At 46.2% G+C, this 23,149-nt stretch carries 25 protein-coding genes and 1 riboswitch; of the genes, 3 read left to right on the top strand and 22 right to left on the bottom strand.

The window, feature by feature from the left end; all coding sequences use genetic code 11:
• Positions 1 to 237 precede the first annotated feature (237 nt).
• Positions 238 to 477 carry a hypothetical protein gene (locus AB5903_RS05215; RefSeq protein ID WP_005654046.1) on the top strand — a complete coding sequence of 80 codons (240 nt, stop codon included), beginning with the start codon at positions 238 to 240 and terminating at the stop codon, positions 475 to 477.
• Positions 478 to 501: 24 nt separating this feature from the next.
• Here the strand turns inward: AB5903_RS05215 and AB5903_RS05210 are convergent, their stop codons facing one another.
• From AB5903_RS05210 to AB5903_RS05155, 12 genes are all read right to left on the bottom strand, one after another.
• Positions 502 to 2,196, bottom strand: coding sequence for an alpha-amylase family protein (locus AB5903_RS05210; protein WP_060384925.1), 1,695 nt, complete (start codon positions 2,194 to 2,196; stop codon positions 502 to 504).
• 27 nt (positions 2,197 to 2,223) lie between these two features.
• Positions 2,224 to 3,033: a patatin-like phospholipase family protein gene (locus tag AB5903_RS05205; RefSeq protein ID WP_005654050.1), complete on the bottom strand. Its 810-nt coding sequence runs from the start codon at positions 3,031 to 3,033 to the stop codon at positions 2,224 to 2,226.
• 88 nt (positions 3,034 to 3,121) lie between these two features.
• Entirely contained in the window at positions 3,122 to 3,517 is a 396-nt protein-coding gene (locus AB5903_RS05200; protein WP_005654052.1) for a phosphoribosyltransferase, read from the bottom strand.
• A 14-nt stretch (positions 3,518 to 3,531) separates the two neighbouring features.
• Positions 3,532 to 4,653, bottom strand: a complete 1,122-nt coding sequence (locus AB5903_RS05195; RefSeq protein WP_368117683.1) for a DUF362 domain-containing protein — start codon at positions 4,651 to 4,653, stop codon at positions 3,532 to 3,534.
• 149 nt (positions 4,654 to 4,802) lie between these two features.
• The gene (locus AB5903_RS05190) at positions 4,803 to 5,282 is read right to left on the bottom strand and encodes an HU family DNA-binding protein (protein WP_022103462.1); all 480 of its coding nucleotides are present in this window, start codon (positions 5,280 to 5,282) and stop codon (positions 4,803 to 4,805) included.
• Positions 5,283 to 5,600: 318 nt separating this feature from the next.
• The gene (locus tag AB5903_RS05185; RefSeq protein WP_229127197.1) at positions 5,601 to 5,888 is read right to left on the bottom strand and encodes an SDR family oxidoreductase; all 288 of its coding nucleotides are present in this window, start codon (positions 5,886 to 5,888) and stop codon (positions 5,601 to 5,603) included.
• Between the two features lie 18 nt (positions 5,889 to 5,906).
• Entirely contained in the window at positions 5,907 to 6,488 is a 582-nt protein-coding gene (locus AB5903_RS05180; RefSeq protein ID WP_117917656.1) for a flavodoxin, read from the bottom strand.
• A gap of 9 nt (positions 6,489 to 6,497) precedes the next feature.
• Positions 6,498 to 7,571 (bottom strand): alpha/beta hydrolase, encoded by a 1,074-nt coding sequence (locus AB5903_RS05175; RefSeq protein ID WP_195658445.1) that lies wholly within the window; start codon positions 7,569 to 7,571, stop codon positions 6,498 to 6,500.
• 243 nt (positions 7,572 to 7,814) lie between these two features.
• Positions 7,815 to 8,141, bottom strand: coding sequence for an NAD(P)H-dependent oxidoreductase (locus tag AB5903_RS05170; protein WP_347077928.1), 327 nt, complete (start codon positions 8,139 to 8,141; stop codon positions 7,815 to 7,817).
• 22 nt (positions 8,142 to 8,163) lie between these two features.
• Positions 8,164 to 8,358 (bottom strand): NAD(P)H-dependent oxidoreductase, encoded by a 195-nt coding sequence (locus tag AB5903_RS05165; protein WP_258998294.1) that lies wholly within the window; start codon positions 8,356 to 8,358, stop codon positions 8,164 to 8,166.
• Positions 8,359 to 8,437: 79 nt separating this feature from the next.
• A complete protein-coding gene (locus AB5903_RS05160; RefSeq protein ID WP_195658446.1) occupies positions 8,438 to 9,430 on the bottom strand; it encodes an aldo/keto reductase in 993 nt (330 codons plus the stop codon).
• A gap of 119 nt (positions 9,431 to 9,549) precedes the next feature.
• Positions 9,550 to 10,362 (bottom strand): AraC family transcriptional regulator, encoded by an 813-nt coding sequence (locus AB5903_RS05155; protein ID WP_117941538.1) that lies wholly within the window; start codon positions 10,360 to 10,362, stop codon positions 9,550 to 9,552.
• 252 nt (positions 10,363 to 10,614) lie between these two features.
• On the opposite strand from AB5903_RS05155, the gene AB5903_RS05150 reads away from it, so the two are divergent.
• Both AB5903_RS05150 and AB5903_RS05145 read left to right on the top strand, forming a co-directional pair.
• On the top strand, positions 10,615 to 11,730 hold the full coding sequence (locus AB5903_RS05150; RefSeq protein WP_118206838.1) for a helix-turn-helix domain-containing protein: 1,116 nt from the start codon (positions 10,615 to 10,617) through the stop codon (positions 11,728 to 11,730).
• Positions 11,731 to 11,947: 217 nt separating this feature from the next.
• The gene (locus AB5903_RS05145; RefSeq protein ID WP_195658447.1) at positions 11,948 to 13,861 is read left to right on the top strand and encodes a leucine-rich repeat protein; all 1,914 of its coding nucleotides are present in this window, start codon (positions 11,948 to 11,950) and stop codon (positions 13,859 to 13,861) included.
• Between the two features lie 320 nt (positions 13,862 to 14,181).
• Here the strand turns inward: AB5903_RS05145 and AB5903_RS05140 are convergent, their stop codons facing one another.
• The 10 genes from AB5903_RS05140 to fabD form a co-directional block, all read right to left on the bottom strand.
• On the bottom strand, positions 14,182 to 14,406 hold the full coding sequence (locus AB5903_RS05140; protein ID WP_022103439.1) for a DUF4248 domain-containing protein: 225 nt from the start codon (positions 14,404 to 14,406) through the stop codon (positions 14,182 to 14,184).
• A gap of 88 nt (positions 14,407 to 14,494) precedes the next feature.
• Complete coding sequence (thiD, locus tag AB5903_RS05135) at positions 14,495 to 15,397, bottom strand: bifunctional hydroxymethylpyrimidine kinase/phosphomethylpyrimidine kinase (RefSeq protein ID WP_195658448.1); 903 nt, start codon at positions 15,395 to 15,397, stop codon at positions 14,495 to 14,497.
• A 20-nt stretch (positions 15,398 to 15,417) separates the two neighbouring features.
• On the bottom strand, positions 15,418 to 16,011 hold the full coding sequence (locus AB5903_RS05130) for a thiamine phosphate synthase (RefSeq protein ID WP_195658449.1): 594 nt from the start codon (positions 16,009 to 16,011) through the stop codon (positions 15,418 to 15,420).
• A 15-nt stretch (positions 16,012 to 16,026) separates the two neighbouring features.
• Positions 16,027 to 16,722: a HesA/MoeB/ThiF family protein gene (locus AB5903_RS05125; protein ID WP_005654089.1), complete on the bottom strand. Its 696-nt coding sequence runs from the start codon at positions 16,720 to 16,722 to the stop codon at positions 16,027 to 16,029.
• 30 nt (positions 16,723 to 16,752) lie between these two features.
• On the bottom strand, positions 16,753 to 17,880 hold the full coding sequence (gene thiH / locus AB5903_RS05120; RefSeq protein ID WP_005654091.1) for a 2-iminoacetate synthase ThiH: 1,128 nt from the start codon (positions 17,878 to 17,880) through the stop codon (positions 16,753 to 16,755).
• 93 nt (positions 17,881 to 17,973) lie between these two features.
• On the bottom strand, positions 17,974 to 19,662 hold the full coding sequence (gene thiC / locus AB5903_RS05115) for a phosphomethylpyrimidine synthase ThiC (RefSeq protein WP_005654093.1): 1,689 nt from the start codon (positions 19,660 to 19,662) through the stop codon (positions 17,974 to 17,976).
• Between the two features lie 22 nt (positions 19,663 to 19,684).
• Positions 19,685 to 20,461 (bottom strand): thiazole synthase, encoded by a 777-nt coding sequence (locus AB5903_RS05110; protein WP_217733666.1) that lies wholly within the window; start codon positions 20,459 to 20,461, stop codon positions 19,685 to 19,687.
• 20 nt (positions 20,462 to 20,481) lie between these two features.
• On the bottom strand, positions 20,482 to 21,135 hold the full coding sequence (locus AB5903_RS05105) for a thiamine phosphate synthase (RefSeq protein WP_005654096.1): 654 nt from the start codon (positions 21,133 to 21,135) through the stop codon (positions 20,482 to 20,484).
• A 3-nt stretch (positions 21,136 to 21,138) separates the two neighbouring features.
• Positions 21,139 to 21,336 carry a sulfur carrier protein ThiS gene (gene thiS / locus AB5903_RS05100; protein WP_005654098.1) on the bottom strand — a complete coding sequence of 66 codons (198 nt, stop codon included), beginning with the start codon at positions 21,334 to 21,336 and terminating at the stop codon, positions 21,139 to 21,141.
• 66 nt (positions 21,337 to 21,402) lie between these two features.
• Positions 21,403 to 21,493, bottom strand: a riboswitch (TPP riboswitch).
• Between the two features lie 308 nt (positions 21,494 to 21,801).
• Complete coding sequence (fabD, locus tag AB5903_RS05095) at positions 21,802 to 22,689, bottom strand: ACP S-malonyltransferase (RefSeq protein ID WP_040315676.1); 888 nt, start codon at positions 22,687 to 22,689, stop codon at positions 21,802 to 21,804.
• Between the last annotated feature and the right edge of the window lie 460 nt (positions 22,690 to 23,149).

Raw genomic sequence — 23,149 nt, 5'->3', positions numbered from 1 at the left:
GCATAAAAAAAGCATCGGCTTGGGTAAACCGATGCTCCTTACACATTTATCAATCAAACAGACGCTTCTGTTTTTTGATGTACTTACTTATCACAAGCAGGTACGTCTCCTTTAATTAATCTTATATCTAATACTATGAAAAACACATCTATATAACGTTACACTTTCAGATTTTGTTCATAAGGGTAAGGATAACTTTAGTATTTGTTATATCTTTGTCGGAAAAATAAATAAAAGATGGAAGAGTATAAATACGATGAAGAAAGTGTTAATGCACTGGTTAAGTGGGCTGAAACGGCAACATTTCCTGAACAGGTCATGTTAAGCGATGCTGAAAATATATTTGATGTAAAAAGGTATGTACGGGCTAATTTGAGCGATATAGCTGCCCATTACCCTGACGAATTCTATAATCCGGCTATTACCCGTTTATATAGATTAAAAGATAAAATGGAAGGTAAAGATAATGCAGAGTGATTGGGTCACCCTGCATTATCTTTTTCATAGCTTTATTTTGAGAATCTTGCCACTGTATCCTTCTACAGATATTTCTGTCGCCTTATAAGGCAATAAGCTTATATTTTCTTCTTTACCGGTCAATAAATCTACGGCTCGGTATTGTTCCATTTGCGGTATTTGCAGAAAATCGAAAGCGTGGGAAGGAATATTGATTGCAAGGTCTGCCGATATATGGTCGAAGTTCACGACAAACAGCAATAAATCCCGTCCGTACTTGCGCAAGAATGTATATTGTTTATGTTCGTTGAAGCGCCAGCCATTGATGTTGGCATACATCAGGTCAAAGAAATCTCCTTGCGAAATTGCTTTTTCTTCATTGCACAATGTTAATATACGTTGATAGATGCCATACAAATGCTTCTGATTGTCCGTCAGCATCTTCCCGTCAAATTTTCCGCCGTTGCGCCAGCGGCGTATGGTGTCCACGCTCCAATAGTCAAAGATAGTGGTACGTCCGTCTCTGCCGCTGAATCCTTCACTGTCCATCCCCAGCTCGCCGAACTCCTGTCCGAAATAAATCATCATGGGATTCACATTCATACAAGCCGATACGATGAGGGCGGGAATGGCTTTACGCGGATTGCTTGCAAAGAAATCGGAAGCGATACGCTGTTCATCGTGGTTTTCCAGAAAATTCAGCATTCGCTTTTCTATCCCGCCCAGGCTTTGCCATGCCCGTGTAATGGCGGTGGCGGATTCGTTGCCGCAAACTATTGCACGAAGTGTGTCATACAATCCCACTTTATCATAGAGATAATCAAATTTTCCACGAAACAGATAATTACCGTATTCTTTCGGATTATACACTTCGGCAATAAAGAGTAGGGCAGGGTATTTGGCTTTCACTTGCGGAATAGCCCATTCCCAAAACTCGACAGGAACCATTTCCGCCATATCGCAACGGAAACCGTCGATATGCTTCTCTGCCCAAAACATCAGAATGTCCAGCATTTTATTCCATGTATCGGGAATGGGGTTGAAATGGCAGGTACCGCCATTCTGATAATCCACGCCATAATTCAGTTTGACCGTCTCATACCAGTCGTTGATGTTGGGATATGCGTCAAAGCGGTTATTTCCGGTTGCTTTGGCCGGGAACTCTTTATAAGGTTCGGCAGCAGCGCCTTTCATATCAAATTGTCCATGCAGTTCCGATTGCGGAATATAATAGAAGTTGTTATAAGGGCTGAACGCATAGTCCGTATCGTCATTTGCTCCCAGTTGAGAAGTCCCGTCCGGCTGCATATCCGAATGATACTGACGCGCTACGTGGTTGGGAACGAAGTCGATGATAACCTTCAACCCGCTGCGATGAGTGCGTTGCACCAGATTTTCAAATTCTCTCATGCGTTCGGGAACGTCTTTCGCCAAATCGGGGTCTACATCATAATAGTCTTTTATTGCGTATGGCGAACCGGCTTTGCCTTTTACGATAGCCGGATGATCGGGGCGGATGTTGTAGCGACGATAATCCGTTTGCGTTGCATGTTCAATAATGCCGGTATACCAAATGTGGGTAGCTCCCAGCTTTTTGATTTCTCCTAATGCCTTGGCGGTAAAATCCGCCATCTTGCCACATCCGTTTTCGGTAATACTGCCGTTATTGATGCAGTGGTTATTGTTATTTCCGAATAATCGGGTAAACACTTGATAAATAATCAGTTTTTCGTCGCTCATTTCTTTCTATTTAGAGAATGGTTATTTTTATTCTTTCCATATAGTGCCTTTTTCTATTTGCAGGCGTTCCAGTATATCATTAGTGGCATTATATCCTTGCATAAATATCTCCTCTGCCTTTTCCAGTTCCCTGTTGCTGTAACCGTCCAGGTTGTAAGGCTCTATCAACAGGTCGGCTTTTTCCCGTTCGGGAAATGAATTGGAACGGAACATGAAGTTGTACGAACGTAAGGCGACGCTTACAATATTCATTTTGTACTTAGGCGCCATTAATGGGCTGACATTGATTGCCACAACTTTCTCGCATACCCGCCGGATGGTAGATACGGGCAGGTTCATCAGCAGTCCGCCGTCTACGTAGTACGTCTCGTCTATTTTTACGGGTGCGAACAGTACGGGCATACAGCAGGATGCGGCTACGCGTTCTGCAATATCTCCTTTATGAAAATGTGCAAGGCGCCCGTGGTCCAAATCCGTGGCGGTGATAATCAGCGGTAGCTGCAATTCTTCCAGTTTCTTCGCTTTCAGGTTGCTTTTCAGGAAGTCTTTGAATTCGCTAAGTTCAAACAAGCCCACTTTAGGAATTACCAGTTTCGTTAAATCCTGGAATTTATGTCCGGCAAAATAATCCAGAACTTTATGAGGTTCATTGCCGTCCGCATAGAAAACACCTGCCAGTGCACCTGCGCTGACACCGGAAATGATATTGGGCTTGATATCGTGCTCCAATAAGGCCTGCATGGCTCCTAAATGGGCAAAACCTTTAATGAAACCGCCGCTCAAGGCATAACCGATAGAGTATTTATTAGAGAACCAATTGTTCGTTGCTCCTTCCATGTTGTTGAAATCTACTATTTTTTGTTCGGTACGAAATTAGTTATTTTATCGTAGTAAGAAAGGAAAATAGCAGAAAAATGTTCATTTATTATAATATCCACGGAAATTTGAAACACGTTTCATCAAACAGCGCATAATCGGCCGTACCGTTTACTGCAAAGGTTTTGATGCTGCGTGCCTCTTTCAGCAGTTCGCGTGCCAACTTTATGGTAGCTCCTGTTTTTATACGGTCGTCCACCAGCAGGATGCTTTTTCCCCTGAAGTTAAAATCGACAGGAGCCAGCAGTTGCGGAGCATCGTACTTAGGATGCTGATATTCGTCCCTCAAATTGATGCGCAGCAGATGCACTTCTTTTTGTAAACGCTGATTGATGATGCCTGCCGGAACGATGCCGCCATTGGCAATGGCTACAATCATATCAAAATCATCGTGAAACTCAATTGTACGGAAGCGTTCCAGCACTTCTTCCATTGTTTTTGCCATAAAAGTAATGCAGTTTATATTTTTATCAACTCGTAATCCATTGTTCCCAAGCCTATTTTTTCGGCGTGACGCAATCCGGCAAGCCAGTCCGTATCAGGATGTATCATGTGGAATTTGTCGCAGCCGCACAAGTCTTCGTGTTCGTGCTTTTTGGCAAGCACATTATCACTGTGCAGTACGGGAGCCTGAATCACCAGGTCTGCACACGCCTTATCCAGCGCTACGGGGTCTGCCGATGCCAGCATGCCGAGGTCGGGAATGATGGCGGCATCATTATGGTTCCAGCAGTCGCACTCCGGCGATACGTTCATAATGAAACTGATATGGAAGTGCGGTTTGTCTTTCAGCACGGCAACGGAATATTCAGCAATCTTGTAGTTCAGCCGTTCGGACGTATCCCAGTCGCTCACTACGGCGGCGTCATGCTGGCACAAAGCTACGCATTGTCCGCATCCCACAAATTTGGTATAGTCTATTTCCGCTTTGCGTTCGGCATTCAGATGAATGGCATCGTGGGCGCAGTGTTTTACGCAGATATTGCATCCGATACAATTTTCAGTGGCAACTTTGGGCTGTGAGGAGGCATGCAGTTCCAGCTTACCGCCTACGCTGGCGCATCCCATCCCGAGATTTTTCAGAGCGCCGCCAAATCCGGCCTGTTCATGGCCTTTAAAATGGTTCATGCTGATGATTATGTCCGCATCGGCAATGGCAGTACCTATCTTGGGAGCAGGGCAGTATTCTCCGTCTATCGGTATTTCTCTGTAGTCCGTCCCTTTTAGTCCGTCGGCAATAAGCACCTGGCATTGAGCGGATATAGGATTGAAGCCGTTCTCCATGGCGCTCTGCAAATGGTCTACCGCATTGGAGCGACGTCCGGAATACAACGTATTGCAATCCGTCAGAAAAGGCTTGGCTCCGAAACTGCGAAGCAGATTTGCCATGCGGGCGGCATAATTAGGGCGGATATACGCCAGATTGCCCGGTTCGCCGAAATGTATCTTGATAGCGGTAAAACTGTCTTTTAAAGGAAGCTGTCCGATGCCTGCACGTTTAAGCAGACGTTCCATCTTATCTAAAAGATTAGAGGTGGGAGAGGTACGTAGGTCTGAAAAATATACTTTGGCTTTTTCCATGATAGATAGCTGTGTGTTATGATTGTTTCTGCAAAAATAATAGATAATATTAAATAATGGCAGGTATATGCAACAAAAAAAGCAGCGGAGTGGATACCGCTGCTTCAACTTTGTTTTCAAGAAAAGGCAATTTGCTGTCGCTATGACAATCAGCCTAACGGGTTTTCTTCTTCGCCGCCGTTGCCGGAACCGCCACTGCCATTGTTCCCGCTACTGCTGCTGCCGTCCGTATAATCGGTGTCTACAGGTACGGAACGGGTAACACTCATTTCATTCAGCATGCGGTTGAATATCTTTCCCGGTGTAAACACGATACGTTTTGAAAGGATATTGCTTGCCTTAACGGCATCTTCCGTATCCGCACTTTTGGTTTTAATTGTAGGCCGGAACAATCCGAACTCACCCATTTGTATGGTCTTGCCGTCGTCGATATCTTCCGCCATCATATCTACCAAACCGCTTACCACCAAATCCACCACTTTGCGGTGAATGCCGCACAAACGACTGACCTTTTCACACATTTTGTCGAAGTTCATTTTACCTGAACCGACAGATTTCGCTACATACTTTTCTGTGTTCGTCTTGTCAAAGCCGAATACTCTTTTGGTTACTACATACTTTAAAGCCATAATTGTTAAAGTTTAAAAGGTTAAAAAAATAAGGTTTACTAATGCCATTTATTTTTAATGACTATGCAAAGATACAACGGGCGTCCGCTGCCGCAGTCCCCTTTTAAACCCTTTAGAAATGTTTTTCCAATAATAAATTGCTATTGTAGCTGAAAAGTCTTATGGTTGTTTCCCATTGTTACGCAATGATATAAAATTAGGGTAAAACGGCAGTAGAAGATAAAATGTATTGTTCTTTTAATATAGTCGAGAAATGAGAAGAATTTTTGGAGTTTACGTTGCATAAACATCTGATTAGAACTTTTTTGTTCAAATGGTTTATTGCTCAATGTTGTCATTGGAAATACCTACCGTCTGCCCACCATCCACTACAAGCGCATGGCCGACCATAAATCCGGCTCCTTCCGAACACAACCACAGCATGGAGGATACCATTTCTTCCACCTTACCCAACCTGCCGATAGGTTCCTGTGCCGCCATAGCCTTGTAACCTTCCGGTGTTTCACCGGAGAAACGGCGTATCATCTCCGTGTCGATGACTCCCGGACAGACTACGTTGATGCGGATGGAAGAAAAGATATTATCTGAGGAGAAATAGGCAATCAATATTTTTTATCCATATTGTTATTTGATTAAATTGTGTTTTTTCAGCCATGCCAATATTTCATTATCAGCATTGCTCGCATTGGATTCACGGATAGCAAGACCTTCTGTTACATTAGCTTTCGTAGCTAAACGGCGTATTGTTTGTACACTTTGCCCCATTCTGCTACCTCCATGTGTCATAAACGGTACTATTTTCTTTCCGGATAAATCTACCGTGGAAAGGAAGGTACGCACAGGCGGTGCGAGGGTGTTGAACCAGCACGGAGAACCGATATAAATCACATCGTATTGTTCTATGTTTTGAGGAAGCGATGCGAGTTCAGGTTTATACTTGTCTCGAACTTCCCGTTTTGCAATTTCTTCTATTTCATCACGGTCAGTAGTATAGGGAACAGCGAGTTTCAGTTCGAATCCTTCCGCCCCCGTTAGATAGCTTATTTTTTCTGCGACGGCGCGTGTATTACCTCCCCATGAAAAAAATACGACTAACGATTTTCTGGGCGTGGCATTACTTGTTTGGGGTTGCTTTTGTGCGCTTGTAGAGTTGCAACTACATAATCCAATGACGGATAAAAGCAGGCATAAAAGTTTTGTTCTCATAACAGTTCATTATTTGAGATTGGATTTGAAAAATGCTTCCAGCTTGTCGAACGGAATCATCCGGTCATAGAGGTCTGTATGGTTGGCTCCGGGAATAATCAGCAGTTCCTTGTTGTCACCCTTGAGGTGTTTGAAAGCATCCTCGCTGAAATAGCGTGAATGGGCATTCTCGCCGTGAATGAGCAATACGGCATTGTCTATCTCGTTGATGTAGGACAACAATGGCATATTGATGAACGAGAGAGCCATTGTGGGACTCCATGCCCCGTTGGAGTTGATGGAGCGAGCGTGGAAACCGCGATCGGTCTTGTAATAATCGAAGTAGTCTTTGACGAACTGCGGTTCATCGCCCTTGATTTCAGCGGGCAGACCGGGTGTTCCGGAAGTGACCGTACCGTTCTGCGCATCGTGGGTACGGACGGTATTTATCGCTTCACGCTTCGCCTTACGAGCTTCGGAGCTGTCTTCGGCATCGAAATAGCCGTTGGCATTCACGCGGCTCATGTCGTACATCGTGGAAGCAACCGTTGCCTTGATGCGCGTGTCCATTGCAGCGGCATTCAGTCCCATGCCACCAAATCCGCAGATGCCGATGATACCGATGCGTTCCGCATCTACGTTAGGCAGTGCTGCCAGAAAATCAACTGCCGCGCTGAAATCTTCCGTGTTGATGTCGGGTGATGCAGTGTTCCGCGGTTCTCCGCCGCTTTCGCCCGTATAAGAGGGGTCGAATGCGAGGGTAAGGAATCCACGTTCGGCTATTGTCTGTGCATAAAGTCCCGAAGCCTGTTCTTTTACTGCGCCGAACGGACCGCTCACGGCAATGGCGGCGAGTTTTCCTTCAGCGTTCTTTGGTTCGTAGAGGTCGGCGGCAAGCGTGATGCCGTAACGATTGCGGAAGGTTACTTTACGATGATTTACTTTGTTACTCTGCGGGAATATTTTGTCCCATTCTTGTGTCAGATTCAATGTTTCCATATTATCACTTGGTTTTTGATTTGTTGTACTGTTCGTGCAACCGGTAAGCAGTCCTATACCCAACAAGGCTGCGATAGTTACCGATTTAAGATTCGCTGTTTTCATTTCTCTGTTACTTAAATGATTATTGTCTTATTTTCTAATGCAAAGATACGGGGATAAGACCAATCGGACATTGTTGTGAGGCTCAAAGAGGATTATTCAAAAGCTCAATTATATATTTTCTCAAAAGCTCAATGTAAATGCTAAAAAAATTGCTCCAATGACCGATGAACATTGGAGCAAATAATCAGATGAGCGGATAACGTGCGGCGGTTATAAGAAGGTACCGTTGCAAACCTGAAGCAATTATCCTTTAATGGCTTTCCCCATTTCGTATGCACGCACTAACGAAGGATGCCCTTCCGTTTCACCCGGTGCACTGACACCTCCGGCGAAATCTGTTCCTGTAAGACGGGCTTTTTCGAAGCAGTCAATCCATCCGGTAAGTCCCGCAACGGCACGTTCCGGTACATATTCCTCATCTTCTGCCGCACTGGTCAGCATATAAATGTCGCGGAAATGATAATCGGACGAATAGAGCGGATTGGCACGATCAAGCAAAGTTTTGAGCTGACCACACATCTCATAATAATAGATGGGCGTAGCGAATACGATTACATCGGCATCGTGCATTTTGGCCACGATTGCGGGGGCATCATCGTTGATAACGCAGTGCTGTGTTTTCTGACAGGCGAGACATCCTTTGCAGAAACGGATGTTTTTTTTCTCTGATTGTTATTTTTTCAACCTCATTCCCTGCTTCGGAAGCTCCTCTGGCAAACGCATCGGCTAAGGATTCCGAATTGCTCCGCAAGCGGAGACTCGATGATATGACTAATACTTTTTTCATTGTTCTGTTTCTATATTATTCTATTCTTTATTTGTATACTCTCTCAAAAATCGACGTGCAATCCTCATTAATTGTTGTTTTAATACCAATCATGTTTTTCGTTTCGGTCAAGAGCGGCGATTTGTGCCATTTCCTCGGATGACAACTCGAAATCGAATAGGGATATGTTCTCTCTCTGATGGTCGGGATTACTTGAACCGGGAATGATGACTATACCATTTTGTAAATCCCATCTCAAAATTATTTGTGCAGGAGATTTTCCATGCGCTTTTGCAATCTGTCCGATTGTTCCGTTACCAAGCATGGCAGCCGTATAACCTCTGCCTCCGAGCGGATACCACCCTTCGATGGCAATACCGTTCTCGTGCATGAATTTTACCACTTCCTTTTCCTGATAATAAGGATGGATCTCGTTCTGAACCAGTGTTGGCTTTATATTCACTTTGGGCAGAAAATCCGTCATTTCCTTGATGTAATAGTTCGATACGCCAATCGAACGGATTTTTCCGTTTTTGACTGCTCTTTCCATTGCCTTGTAAGCCTCTACATCGTGCGCTCCGGGATGATGAAGCAACATCAAGTCCACGTAACCTATATTGAGTTTACACAGTGATTCCTCAATGGCTTTTTCTGCATCGGCAAACTGATTCGGATAGAGTTTCGTGCAGACAAACAGTTCTTCCCGCAGCACGCCGCAAGTTCGAATGGCTTTGCCGACCTCTTCTTCATTACCATAATAACTTGCCGTGTCGAATTTCCGATAACCGAGTTTGACGGCAGCCAGAATGGCATTCATGCACACATCGTCATGAAGACTGTATGTGCCTAAACCGATAATCGGCATTTCATATCCACTGCTGAGCAGAAGAGTCGGAGGGTTGCCGTTTTCACCTTCGGACAAGTCAAACATTCCGTTATCGGATGTAGGTTCTGGGGATGGAACGGGATTTGATTCAGGTTTGAGTTCGGGGACTATATTCTCCGTCTTTTTCGGAGAATCATCCGGATTGCAAGCACTTAATGTTAAAGTCTGACTGCACGCCATCATTAAAGATATCAACCACTTTATCATAACTGTTTCGTTTTATGTTTCTGATTTCGGAAGCGAAGTTAAGGAGAAAACTCCACAGCGACCTTACTGTGAGGCTCAAATAAGATTTCTCAAAAGTTCAATACTTTCCAGTATTCGAATTAAACGAATGCGGCGGTAGGCGATATGCCATATTGTTTTTTAAATGCGGTCGAGAAGTGTGACGGATTCTTGAATCCAACTTCGGCATAAACATCCACAATCTTTCTGTTGCCTCCCTGCATTTTAACGTAAGCTACTTCAAGTCGTTTACGGATGAGCCATTTTTCAGGTGTCAGATCGCTAATCTTCTTGAAATCCCGTTTGAACGTGGCAAGGCTGCGCCCTGTGTAATGTGCCATTTCTTCCATTGTGAACTCGCACATATAGTTTTCGTTCATAAACTCCATGATGTCAATTTTCCACGGCTCGTTGAAATCGAAGAGCATCGGTGCGAACCGATTGTCAATATGCAACAATGCAAGCAAACCTTCCTGTAATTTCAGTTGCATCAGGTCATCTGCAGGTTTTACTTCCGGATTGAAATAAGGCGTCATAGAAGTAAAAAGGCTGGCGAGTTCCACAGTCTTGGGTAGTTTTATCACACCGGAATCGAGCTTTGGAGTGTTAGTTGGCATTCTGCGTTGTTCCAGCTTACCGTACATCTCGCGCAGGAAACGGCGTGTAAACATAAGGAAGATACCGCAATACCGTTCACCGTCTTTTGTTTTTTTATACATGGTAATGTGGTGGTCACGCGGTATGAAGATGCATTCGCCCTTTCCGACATGAATCTGCTCTTTTCCATTATCAAGAATCATCTCACCCGAATAGACATAGTTAATGGCATATTCGCGTGAACGGTGTACACAACCGCTAAAGTCATTGTAATAGAAACTGTAAAATACATTATTATAGTTGAATATGAGCTTCATCGGTTCTGATTGTCCATTTATCATATTTTGTGTTTTAGTCTGATTTTTCATTTTTAATACGGTTTGATTGGATTAGACATTCTTTTCGGATACAAAGGTAGGAAGGTAAGAGGTAGCTTCCGGTAGATGAATTACGGATAAAATAAACTCTATTACAGATTTATATGTCGGTAATAGAGTTTATATTTGGCACAAATGCCTAAAATGGTTACATTTGTAATGTCCTCGTTTTAATAGGACGGAAATAATAATATGTGGTTGGATTTTTATATGTTCCTAACCCTTGCGTCAGGCATTGCTTTGGCTGTTTGGGGATGGCAGTTATGCAGCATTCATATTCCTCATAGGGAAGATACGCACCGACTGCGGACGGCACGTGCCATTCTTGCCGCATCTTATTTCATTCTTGCTATTCCTGCTTTTTGCGAACTGTTTAATGGTGGAGAGGCCGACCGTAAAATCATTGCAGTCTTTACGGTAGCGGTGGCCGCTTACCAATCGTTACTGTTTACCGTCACACTGCTGACATTTATTCAACCGCTGTGTGTTACCCGCCACAGAGTACGGATACAAGCAGGAATCGTAACGGTTGCAGTTGCCATGTTTCTGTTTATGGCCTTGACAAGTGAGGAATGCTGGGTGTTTTTTGTTGCATTGGCTGTATATGCAGTGCAGTTAGTCTGTTATACATTGTTATTTCGCCGAAAGTATGCCGAGTGCCTTCGATTGTTGGAAGAATATTACGATGAAGACCAGCATGCACGGCTGCGTTGGACGAAATTCGGCTTTTATGCTGCACTCTCGGTCGGTATAGCCGCTTCTCTGTCCGTGTGGCTGCCACCGGTTGCTTATAATATTTTTACTGTCGGTTACATTTTGTTTTACGGGTGGTTTGCCGGTCGTTTTTGTAATTATGTGGTAAAAATCAATTATTATCTGCCGGCCGTAGCGCAGGGACAGGAACCGGTTCGTCTGCAAGCGGTAGATATGGCTGCCTGTGGATTGTCCGAACCGGAATTGGCAACGGAGAAAGAGCATCTGCGGCTTGCACTCGAACGTTGGGTTGCCGAACGGCGTTTTACCCGTCCTGAAGAAGGCAGGGAACAAATTGCGCGGGAATTGGGGACGACAAAAGAGTTTCTTTGCTGGTATTTCAAGAATGAGATAGGCCGAGACTTCCGTCCGTGGCGTGTCGGCTTACGTATCGAATATGCCAAACAATTGCTGGCCGAAGAACTCGGCATCTCCATGAACGACCTTGCACGCAAGGTAGGGTTTGCCACTAAAAGCAACTTTTACGGATATTTTAAAAAGCTCACGGGTGAAACCCCGGTCGAGTATCAGCGGCGGATTGTGTCGCAATGCTGACTTTGTAAAGTGAATAAGCACACGTTGTAAAAACACCAAACGTTTTTTTGAGTAGTAAAGCAGGCAGTCTGTTTCGTGTAAAAATGAAACAGACCGGTCTATTTTGTGCCGTAGTATCAAATAGACCACATGCACTCTTGTCCTCACAGTTGCTATAATGTAAATTTACAGCATCGTTAGATAACGGGATATCAATAATTTATACTGTAAAGAACCTATGAAAGTAAAAAAAATGATTCTGTTCCTGTCGGTGGCAATGCTGTTGGCAGGATGCGACAAAGACAATGCTCCGGTGGCTGTATCGGAAGTTACGCTGTCCCGGACGGCATTGACAATGACCGTCGGTGATACGGAAAAACTTACAGCTACCGTACTGCCGGAGCATGCCGGATATGACGGTCTTGTATGGAGCAGCAACAACACGTCCGTTGCATTAGTCGATGTGGAAGGGCTTGTAACGGCTGTCTCTGCCGGAAATGCCACTATTACCGCAACTGTGGGTGGAAAACAGGTAACCTGCGAAGTGACGGTAGCGGATGCCGTGCCGGAAGGTTTCACCGTCACCACCTACGAAGCTCTGCTCGAAGCACTACGGATGGGCGGTGCCTCGGCCGATGTCCCGACACTCATTATGCTGGGTAGTGACATTACGATACCGGCAGGTGGTGACCGCACCAATCCACCCATAAACGGTAGCGGCTACTTTAAGATAGACGGCGGCGGTCACACCCTCGTCCGAGAAAATGAAAGCTACTATTTCCTCGGCAATATCAATGCCGACGATGATGCCGTTCATATTGAACTCACCAATATCCAACTGGCTCAAGGCGCGAACTCATTTTTGTCCATGATATATGTCTGTAACGGTAGGATTACGTTGGGTAAAGGCGTAGCATTGAACGGGCAGCATATGATTGCGGCTGTCGGCGAAAAAGCGGCATTGGAACTGGGTGACGGCTGCGAATTGTCTGACGCGACAGGCAGTTCGTACAGTACAACGGTCATGAATGGCGCTATCCTTGTGCTGAACGGCGGAAAGACTGCTGCCGGGACTTACATACGTCTCTCCAACGATATCTTTCCGGCTGTTTCTTATCCCCTTATCTCCGTTCCGAAAGCCCTTACGGGTGATGTGCACCTCTGTTTCACGTTGAACGGTATATCCGCTATCGCCCAGGGTGCCGACGGTTATCAACTGACGCAGGCGGACTACGACCGTTTGACAGTGAATCCTGAGTCGTCATGGGTCAGTCTCTATGGAGAAACGATGAAGCAGTATAATGATGACATCTTTGAACTTTATCTCGACCCGACGACGAATTATCAAATCAAGTTGCGCCTGAAAAATTTCACACCACCCGCTTCCGGTAATATCGACATGACCTCCATGACTGCCGACGAAGCGCAGCTAACCATCCGTGCCGCCCTCGCCGCAGGCTTCACCGAACTCAAACTGACGGGCGAACTTTCCAAGATAGGAATGGGCGGTAGTTGGGGTACATTTATCAATAATAAACAAATTACGAAATGCGACCTCACCGGAGTGACGGACTGGGGCACGCCAACTCTGCCCAATGCCGCCTTTGCGAATTGCACCGCCTTGCAGGAGGTGATGCTGCCCGATGATATGAAGACAATCGGAAGTAGTGTTTTTTCAGGTTGCTCTGCGCTGATTACGGTGAATCTTTCGCAGGTTACCCGGATTAATCTAAGCGCATTCTGGGGATGCACTTCATTGGAGACGCTCGCTTTGGATAATGTGACTGCGATAGGCCAGGAGGCTTTCTACGAATGCACGGGCCTCGAAACGCTCAAAATACCGAAGTGTACCGAGTTCGGCAATTATATCGTAACGGGCTGCCGCAGCCTCACCCGGATAGAAGCTACCGTAGCCGGAAATTTCGTTGACATAAGTGATGGTCGCAGCAGTATAGAGCACACCGCCGTTTTTCACAACAGAGATACTCATTCCGGAGAGAACGTATTCGCTCCTGCCAGGTGCGACCTTGTGCTGAATACCGACAAGCAAGAGGACGGTACTGCCGTCCCAAAAGTTTCCGGCAATAACAGATGGACTTTGGCGGCCAATGCCAGTCCTATGATGTGGAAAAGCATTACTTTCCGGCAATAGAAGATTTAGCTATCAATTTTATCATATTATTTCTTAAATTGAATTTATGGTGCATTCATTATTTGGGCACAATCCCATGTAGATAAAGAATTCAAACAAAGCATTGCTATGCAGAAAAGTAAAACGATTATACAGTCAATACACCCCTATAAACGAATGTATTTTGAATTTTACTACAATTTTTGAAAATTTATTAATAAATTGTTTCATAATTTATTAATAGGCGTTTTAAGACTATAAATGAAATTATGGAAATATAAGTACAAAAAAAACGGCAAATCACTGTGTGAAATGCCGTTTTTTTATGTCGTTTTAGGAACTTAATCAGGGTATGGGTCACCCAAATTCTCGAATATAAGCATTTGCTGCTTGGGCGAAAGCCAGCGGTGATTGTAAGGAAGATAGCCGGTTTCTGCCAACAATGTTGCCAATTTTGTACATCTTTTGATGCTGCGTTGCAGACATCGCACTGCATTTTTGGGAGTAGCGCAACCGGGGAAATACATTTGCGCCAATTCAGAAAAGGAAGAAGTAGATTTTGCCATTTGCTAAGTTTTAGGTTAATGTTATCAATTGTCCGATATGCAAATATACGAAATCAAGATACCCTTTGTCAAGTATTTCGGGCTTTAATTATGAAGTTTCTCCTTGAAAGTTTTCCTCTCTATATTCCGCTTGTTGTTTGTGGGGGAATTTTCTGATAACTTCTTCGGTGGAATTTAAGGGAACAAAATTAATTTCCCCGGAAAAGAAATGGCACAAAGGTCCGTTTCCATGTCCTATATGCAGGTCTTTACCATGACAAATTGCTTTGCTTATATAAACTTTGGCTTGACGGACAGCTTCTTCAAGTCCGTTGTTGCGGGCGGCAAAGGCAGCGATGGCGGAAGAAAGCGTGCATCCCGTACCGTGAAGGTTGCGGCTCTCTATTTTTTGCTGTTCGAACAGGCTGAAACGGCCGTTGTTGTACAGTACATCGCACATTGTATTGCCGGATAAGTGACCGCCCTTTACCAGTACGGCGCAGTGATAGCGGTTCGCTAATTCACAGGCGGCCAGTTTCATCTTCTCTATATCCGTAACGGGATTTGAAAGGAGCAGGGACGCTTCGCCCAAATTGGGGGTTATCAGGGAACAGAGAGGAAACAGCTCCTCTTGAATGGTGCGCACGGTATCTTCCGTCATTAGCTTTCGCCCGCTGGTGGATACCATAACGGGGTCATAAACGACAAAACGAGACCGGAATTTTTGCAAACACTCCGCTACGGTGTGCACGATAGCGGCATTGTGCACCATTCCTATCTTGATAGCGGCAGGCTGCAAATCATCCATGACGGATGTTATCTGTGCACGGACAATGTCCGGTGGGATAGGGCATACTGCCTGAACCCCCATTGTGTTTTGTGCCGTAACGGCAGTAATGACAGAGGCAGCATATCCTTTGAGCGCGGAAATCGTTTTAATATCCGCTTGTATGCCTGCACCGCCGGAGCAGTCGGAGCCGGCAATGGTGAGAATGACCGGAATAGTCGACATGATAATAAAATATTTGATAGTTAAAATAAAGACGCCGCACGGAGCAATTCCTTGAAATGTCCGATAAAATCCGTTCCCGTCCGTTTCCATATATCTCCCAAAAGGACCGCACCGCCGAAGCCCAATGAGCTGATTTCAGGGAAATGAGCTGCCGTAACTCCGCCCAATGCCATTACTTTAGCGTCTATAATGCCCGCCTGCCGCGCCTTTTGCAAGCTGCCGGTAGTATAGGCAGAGGAATATCCTTCTTTGGAAATGCTGTCGTATATGGGACTGAGAAATACGTAATCGCATGTTACTTTGTATTTGGCGACTTCTTCCAGCGAATGGCAGGAACGGCTGATGTGTCCGGTGAAGCCTGCCGGTGCTGTCGGGTTGCGTCCGTTCAGATGAATGCCTTTCAAATTTCGGAAAGACGCCAGTTGGAAATGCTCGTGTGTGACGATGCGTTTCAGATATTCAGGCGGAAGCCGGTTCAATAATTGTTCCATGTCTTCATAAGAAGCGCTGGGTTTCCGGAGATGCAGTATCTCAAGTCCTGCATCGAACAGGGAAGTGATTGCTTCGGCTTCTCCCTCAAAGAATGCAGGCTGGGTAATTGTTATCAGTTTCATGTTTTCCGAGGTATTTTACAGTAAAAGGACGAACGATTGCATGGTTCTTAGATCGACAGTCCATAACTTTCCGGCCAAAACCTCGCCGTAGCCGCAAATGAGCTTCAGCGTTTCGCTTGCTTCCACACTGCCTACCACGGCAGGAGTAACGCCTATGACGGAATTGTCGGGAGCGGGCATCTGCAATGTTGCGGTTTCGTCGGGAAACAAATCCCTGTATGTCTTGGGCCGATCACCGTAACAGAATACGGAGACTTGCCCTTCAAAGCCCTGGATGGCGCCGTACACATACGGTTTGTGCAGTGCGCTGCAACTGTCGCTAATCAGATAACGGGTGGAGAAGTTGTCGCATCCGTCTACAACGATGTCATAATCGGCAATCAGACGGCGGGCATTCTCCCGGTTGAGACGAAAAGGGTAGGCATGCACTTCTATATTACCGTTCAAAGCCCGCAATCTTTGGGCGGCACAGTGTACCTTAAGCTGTCCTACTTCGTTCTCCGTATACAATATCTGGCGTTGCAGGTTGCTGATACCGACCGTATCATCGTCCGCCAAACCTATTGTACCTACTCCTGCACCTGCAAGATAGAGGGCGGCAGGGGAGCCAAGTCCGCCTGCGCCTACTATCAGAACTCTTGCCTTATGCAGTTTTTCCTGTCCGCCTTCTCCGATTTCGGGAAGGGAAATTTGTCTGCTGTATCGGGTCATGATGAGAATTATAAACTATGAAAAAGGGATTCAAACCCGTTTCAGGTCGAAACTGGCATCCCAGTCTTTCCATACGGGTTCGCGTCCTAAACTCTTTAAGGCTTTGTCTACTTCTACGGCCTTACGCTCGTCGCTGACGTGGAATTGCTCCAAAGTCTGCGGATAGCTGTAATATCCGCCCGGTTCCGTTTTGCTTTCCGCGCTCATGGTAGTGACTCCCAGAGTGGCCATGTGGTCGCGTATAAAAGCCGGTTCGCGGGTAGAGTAGGATATGTCCACATCATGGTCGAATATCCGCATGGCAAATGTAACTTGTGCCAGTTCGCGGTCGCTCATTACCACATTGGGTTGGAAGCCGCCGTTTTCCGAAGGGCGCATACGCGGGAAGTTGACGCTGTATTTCGTTTTCCAGTAATGCTTCTGAAGATAACGCAGGTGATACGCCATCATACAGATATCCGTTCTCCATTCTTTCTCCAGACCTATCAGCACACCCATGCCGATGGAATGTACGCCTGCCTGCCCCATGCGGTCGAAACCGTTGACACGCCATTCGAATCTGGACTTCATGCCGCGCGGGTGATAAATGTTATAGTTTGCCTTGTGGTAGGTTTCCTGAAAACAGATAACGCCGTTCATGCCATGCTCTTTCAGTTCGGCATACTCTTCGGCTTTCAGGGGCATTACCTCAATCTTCAGGTTGCTGAAATAAGGTTTTGCCAAATCGAGCGCGCGGGCGATGTACGGAACACCGGCTTTGGCAGGATTTTCACCCGTAACCAGCAGCAGGTTTTCAAAAGGCGCGAGCTTCTTGATAGCCTTGTATTCGTTTACAATCTCCTCTTCCGTCAGTATGGTGCGGGGCATGGGATTGCTGATGTGGAAACCGCAGTACACGCACGAGTTGGTACAGGAGTTCGTAATATACAACGGCACAAACATGGAAATCGTTTTTCCGAAACGCTCTTCCGTGTACTTCTTGCTTAAACGTGCCATTGTTTCCAGATAGGGGACGGCAGCCGGTGAGATGAGTGCCATAAAATCCTCTACGTCACAATGTTCTTTGGATAGGGCACGACGCACGTCCGCATCTGTTTTGGCATTGATGCGCCGGGTCGTCTCTTCCCAGGATATTTTCTCTAATTCGTCTGAAAACATTTTATTCTATGATAAAAATAATTCGCTAATGAAACGGATAGAATACAAAGACGTGAAAATAAATCTGTTGTCTCTGTATTCCAGCCTGACAAGTTATTCCTTTTTCTTTCCCAGTTCCCTTGACAACCGCATTGCGCAGAAGTTAGGCCCGCACATCGTGCAGTATTCTCCGTCGATGTGATGTCCTGCCCGGAAATAAGTCTGTGCCCGTTCGGGGTCGAGCGACAGGTCGAACTGGTCTTTCCAGCGGAACTCATAGCGTGCCTTGCTCAGGGCGTTGTCGCGTACTTGTGCACCGGGGTGTCCTTTGGCAAGGTCGGCGGCATGGGCGGCTATCTTATAGGTGATGACACCTGTGCGTACATCTTCTTTGTCGGGTAGTGCAAGGTGCTCCTTTGGGGTGACGTAGCACAGCATGGCCGTGCCCAGCCAGCCGATTTGCGCCGCACCGATAGCCGAAGTGATATGGTCGTAGCCCGGTGCAATGTCCGTAACCAACGGGCCGAGCGTGTAGAACGGCGCATTGTGGCATTTCTCTATCTGGCGTTCCATATTCTCCTTAATCTTGTGCATGGGCACGTGTCCGGGTCCTTCGATAAAAGCCTGCACGTTCTTTGCCCAGGCGCGGAGCACAAGCTCGCCCATGGTATCGAGTTCGGCAAACTGCGCTTCGTCGTTGGCATCGTACGTAGAGCCGGGACGCAGGCCGTCGCCCAAGGAAACGGCTACATCGTATTGCGCCAATATATCGCAGATGTCGTCGAAATGTTCGTACAGAAAGCTTTCGCGGTCGTGCACCAGACACCATTTGCTCATGATGCTTCCGCCGCGGCTCACGATGCCGCACAGACGCTTGTCGGCCAGGTGTACGTTGTGGCGGCGGATACCAGCGTGTATGGTGAAGTAGTCTACGCCTTGTTCGCACTGTTCAATCAAGGTGTCGCGGTAGAGCTCCCACGTGAGGTCTTCCACTCTGCCGTTCACTTTCTCCAATGCCTGATAAATGGGAACCGTACCTACGGGAACCGGACAGTTGCGGATAATCCATTCGCGGGTTTCGTGGATATTTTCTCCGGTAGATAAATCCATCAGGGTGTCACCGCCCCATTTACAGCTCCAAAGGGCCTTTTCCACTTCTTCGTCGATGCTTGAAGTGGTGGCGGAATTACCGATATTCGTATTGATTTTCACCAGGAAGTTACGGCCGATAATCATGGGCTCGGCTTCGGGGTGATTGATGTTGGCGGGGAGCAGGGCACGGCCTTCCGCTATTTCCCGGCGGACAAATTCGGGAGTGATATGCGTTTCTATCCCCAATTCGGCACAGTTCATGTTCTCGCGGATTGCCACATATTCCATTTCGGGGGTGATGATGCCTTGCTTGGCGTAATACATCTGCGTGCAGCATTTGCCCTGTTTGGCACGATAGGGTAGTGAGATATGTTCAAAGCGCAGGTGGTCGAGCGACTTGTCGTCACGGCGCATGCGGCCGTATTCCGAGGTAATCTCCGGCAGTTGCTCCACATCGTTGCGGTGCAGAATCCAGGGCTCGCGCAGACGGGGCAGCCCTTTCTTAAGGTCGATTTCTATATCGGGGTCGCTGAACGGACCGCTGGTATCATAAATGTAAATGTCCGGATTGGGAGTAATGACTTTTTCTTCGCCTGCAAAGGTTGTACTGGGCACTTGCTCTACTTTGCGCATACCTACGCGAAGTTCCGGATAGATTGTTCCCGGCAGATATACTTTCTCCGAGCGGGGATATTTTATTCTTGATTTCATAGCTTATATTATATAATGTGTGTCATTCATCGAGAAATGCAGTGAGAGGCGAACTGGCTTCCGCCACAAAATTGTCGGCTTGCAGTCCCAATCCGGCTTCATAGGCCATGCGTCCGGCTTCTACGGCTTGCTTGAAGGCTTCGGCCATAGTTACGGGATTGCCCGCTACGGCAATGGCAGTGTTGACCAGGCAGGCGGAAGCGCCCATTTCCATTGCTTCGGCGGCATGGCTGGGAGCACCGATACCGGCATCTACTACCACCGGAACGTTTGCCTGCTCGATGATAATCCGAAGGAAGTCACGGGTCTGTAATCCTTTATTCGTGCCGATAGGCGCACCCAGTGGCATGACGGTAGCGGCTCCGGCTTCTTCCAGACGTTTGCAAAGCGTGGGGTCTGCCTGGCAATAAGGGAGGACTATGAAACCCAGTTTCACCAGCTCTTCCGTAGCTTTCAAGGTTTCGATGGAGTCGGGAAGAAGGTAACGCGGGTCGGGGTGGATTTCCAGTTTCAGCCAGTTCGTTCCGAATGCTTCGCGTGCCATTTGCGCGGCAAATACGGCTTCTTCGGCAGTGCGCACACCGGAAGTATTGGGTAGAAGCTGGATATGCGGATGACGGATATGTTTCAGCATATCGTCTTCTTCATTATCCAGTTCTATACGCTTCATGGCTACTGTTACCATTTCCGTACCGGATGCCAGAATGGACTGTTCCATGATTTCATTGGAATTGAATTTTCCCGTTCCCAAAAACAGACGGGAGTTGAATTCGCGTCCCGCAATGATTAATTTCTCCATATCTTTTTTTATTTGTTATTTCAGTAATTGGCTGTTTGGTTGATTTTGCCTGCCTGATTGGTTTCCGTAAGAATCCTTTGCATCTCTTCCACCGGATTATCCGCCCGCAGCACCGTGCCCGAAAGGGCGATGCCCGTAACGCCTGTCTGCATGACAGACGGAATATCGGCAAAAGTAATCCCGCCGATAGCGATGATAGGCAGGTTGATATTATCCGCCCGCATTTGACGGATAATTTCTTTATATCCTTCCAAACCCAGAATAGGGCTGAGTTTCTGCTTGGTGGTGGTATATCTGAACGGTCCGCAGCCGATGTAATTTACTCCGTCGAGCCAATGTTTCTTTACGTCTTCGTACGTGTTGGCTGTACCGCCTATGATATATTCCTCTCCGAGTATGCGTCGCGCTTCGGCAACGGGCATATCGTTCTTGCCGAGATGCACGCCATCCGCCCGGATTTCCTTTACCAGTTCCACGTGGTCGTCGATGATGAATATGGCGCCATAATCGTTGCAGAGCTTTCGAACTTCCGCGGCTACGGGCAGTATTTCGTTTTCCGCCGCATCTTTCATGCGCAGCTGTATCCAGCGGCAACCGCCTTCCAAAGCCATGCGGGCGGAGTCGAGGTAAGAATACCTTTCGGTATAATGTGTAATGAACTGAACCTTTTCCATAGCCTATCCGCCGCAGGCAGCTTTTATTATTACGATGGATATTCCTTCGGACAGAGCATAATCCGCCCATTCCGTACGTGGAATCATACGGTTATTGGCAGCAACGGCCACGCCCTGCGCCGGTAAGGAAAGCTCGGTTGTGAGTTGTAAGAGGGTAACGGCATCGGTTTCCACTTCCTTGTTGTTGATTGATACTTTCATGTTTCTGTTTCTATTAAATAAAACAATGGAAGTAAATACAAAGAAGTACCGTTAAGGTAAGTTCTAAGAAGAAAAATATCCAATTCCTACGGCAGTACTAACTGCATCAGGTTCGAGGGTATAATCTCAGCCCGTCGGGGCACCCCTTTGTCTTTACGGTGGCAAAGGTAAGGGAAAATAGGAGATAAAAAAGAAAAGGAGAGGATTTTTTCTTAAAGGGGAGCAATAATGAACAATAATATTGAATAAGGAATAAAAAAGATGAGGGTATGCCAAAACTAAACTTCGCTTGCTGTTTGTTTCTTTTTAAGCACCGGATTACACGGGTTTCACAGAAATACAAATTGCACGGAAAACACAGATTCCTTTATTCTTTGTTCCGTGAATTCTGTGTAATCCGTGCCTAAAAGAGGTGTATTTTGACACTCTCATCAGAGGTAATTCTAAAAAGAATTTTTTTATGAATTATGCAATGCCGTGAGCTGTTACACCGCCGTCAATCTTCTTGATAAGTCCTTGCAATACTGCACCCGGACCGCATTCCGTGAAGTCGGCAGCACCGTCGGCAACCATATTCTTGACTGTTTGAGTCCAGCGTACAGAAGCTGTCAATTGTGCAACAAGATTTTTCTTGATTTCAGCAGGGTCGGTATGAGGAAGGGCATCCACATTCTGATATACAGGGCACTTCGGAGTGTAGAACTCGGTTGCGTTGATAGCCGCTTCCAGTTCAACTTTGGCAGGGTTCATCAACGGAGAGTGGAAAGCACCGCCTACTTTCAAAGGCAAAGCACGTTTCGCTCCGGCAGCTTTCATCAGTTCGCAAGCTTTGTTGATGCCTTCGATAGAACCGGAAATAACGATTTGTCCCGGACAGTTGTAGTTAGCAGCTACGCAAACTTCACCTTCGGCACTAACCTGTGCGCAGATTTCTTCCACTTTTTCATCCGGCAAAGCGATAATGGCAGCCATTGTAGAAGGCTGTGCTTCACAGGCTTTCTGCATAGCCATGGCACGGGCATAAACCAGCTTCAAGCCGTCTTCAAAGCTTAACGCACCGGCAGCAACCAATGCGGAGAACTCACCGAGTGAGTGGCCGGCGGTCATTTCGGGTTTAAAGTCGTCGCCCATGCAGAGTGCGGAGATTACGGAGTGAAGGAATACGGCAGGCTGTGTTACTTTGGTCTGGCGCAAATCTTCGTCTGTACCGTTGAACATGATATCTGTAATACGATATCCGAGGATATCATTTGCTTTTTCAAAAAGTTCTTTGGCCAAAGCCGAATTTTCGTACAGGTCTTTACCCATTCCTACGAATTGGGCGCCTTGACCCGGAAATACAAATGCTTTCATATTCATTTATTTTTAGTGTTTAATAAAAAGTGGTGCAAAGGTATAGGTTTTTCTGATAACCACCGCACAAAAGGGCATTTTTTGTGCAATGTACCTTTTTCACATACGTCTGCAATACAATATGTCCCCCTCTGGCAAGATAAATGTACGGATATAGAAATCCTTAAGAATTAGGTACTTCATAGTTATTGTATCTGCTACAATTACCCTTGCTGAGACGGATTTAAATTACATATTGTATTTTATACGATAACACAATAAGATGATATTGTAAGATATACGATATGTATATATTTGAAAAATAATGCTTTATAACATTGTAAAAATATCCTTTTTACTTATTGCATATTTGAAAAACCTCATTATATTTGCAGCGCTTAAACGAAAATATTATGCAAAACGTGGAACAAAATACGCCATTGGCAAACAATCATATTTCGGTAGACTGTGTGGTGATTGG

Source organism: Bacteroides sp. 2201st1_D9_2201SCRN_220225, from assembly GCF_040928965.1.
GTDB classification, from domain to species: Bacteria; Bacteroidota; Bacteroidia; order Bacteroidales; family Bacteroidaceae; genus Bacteroides; species Bacteroides stercoris.
The sequence above is the reverse complement of the archived record's forward strand: the minus strand, read 5'-3'. Positions and strand labels throughout refer to the sequence as shown.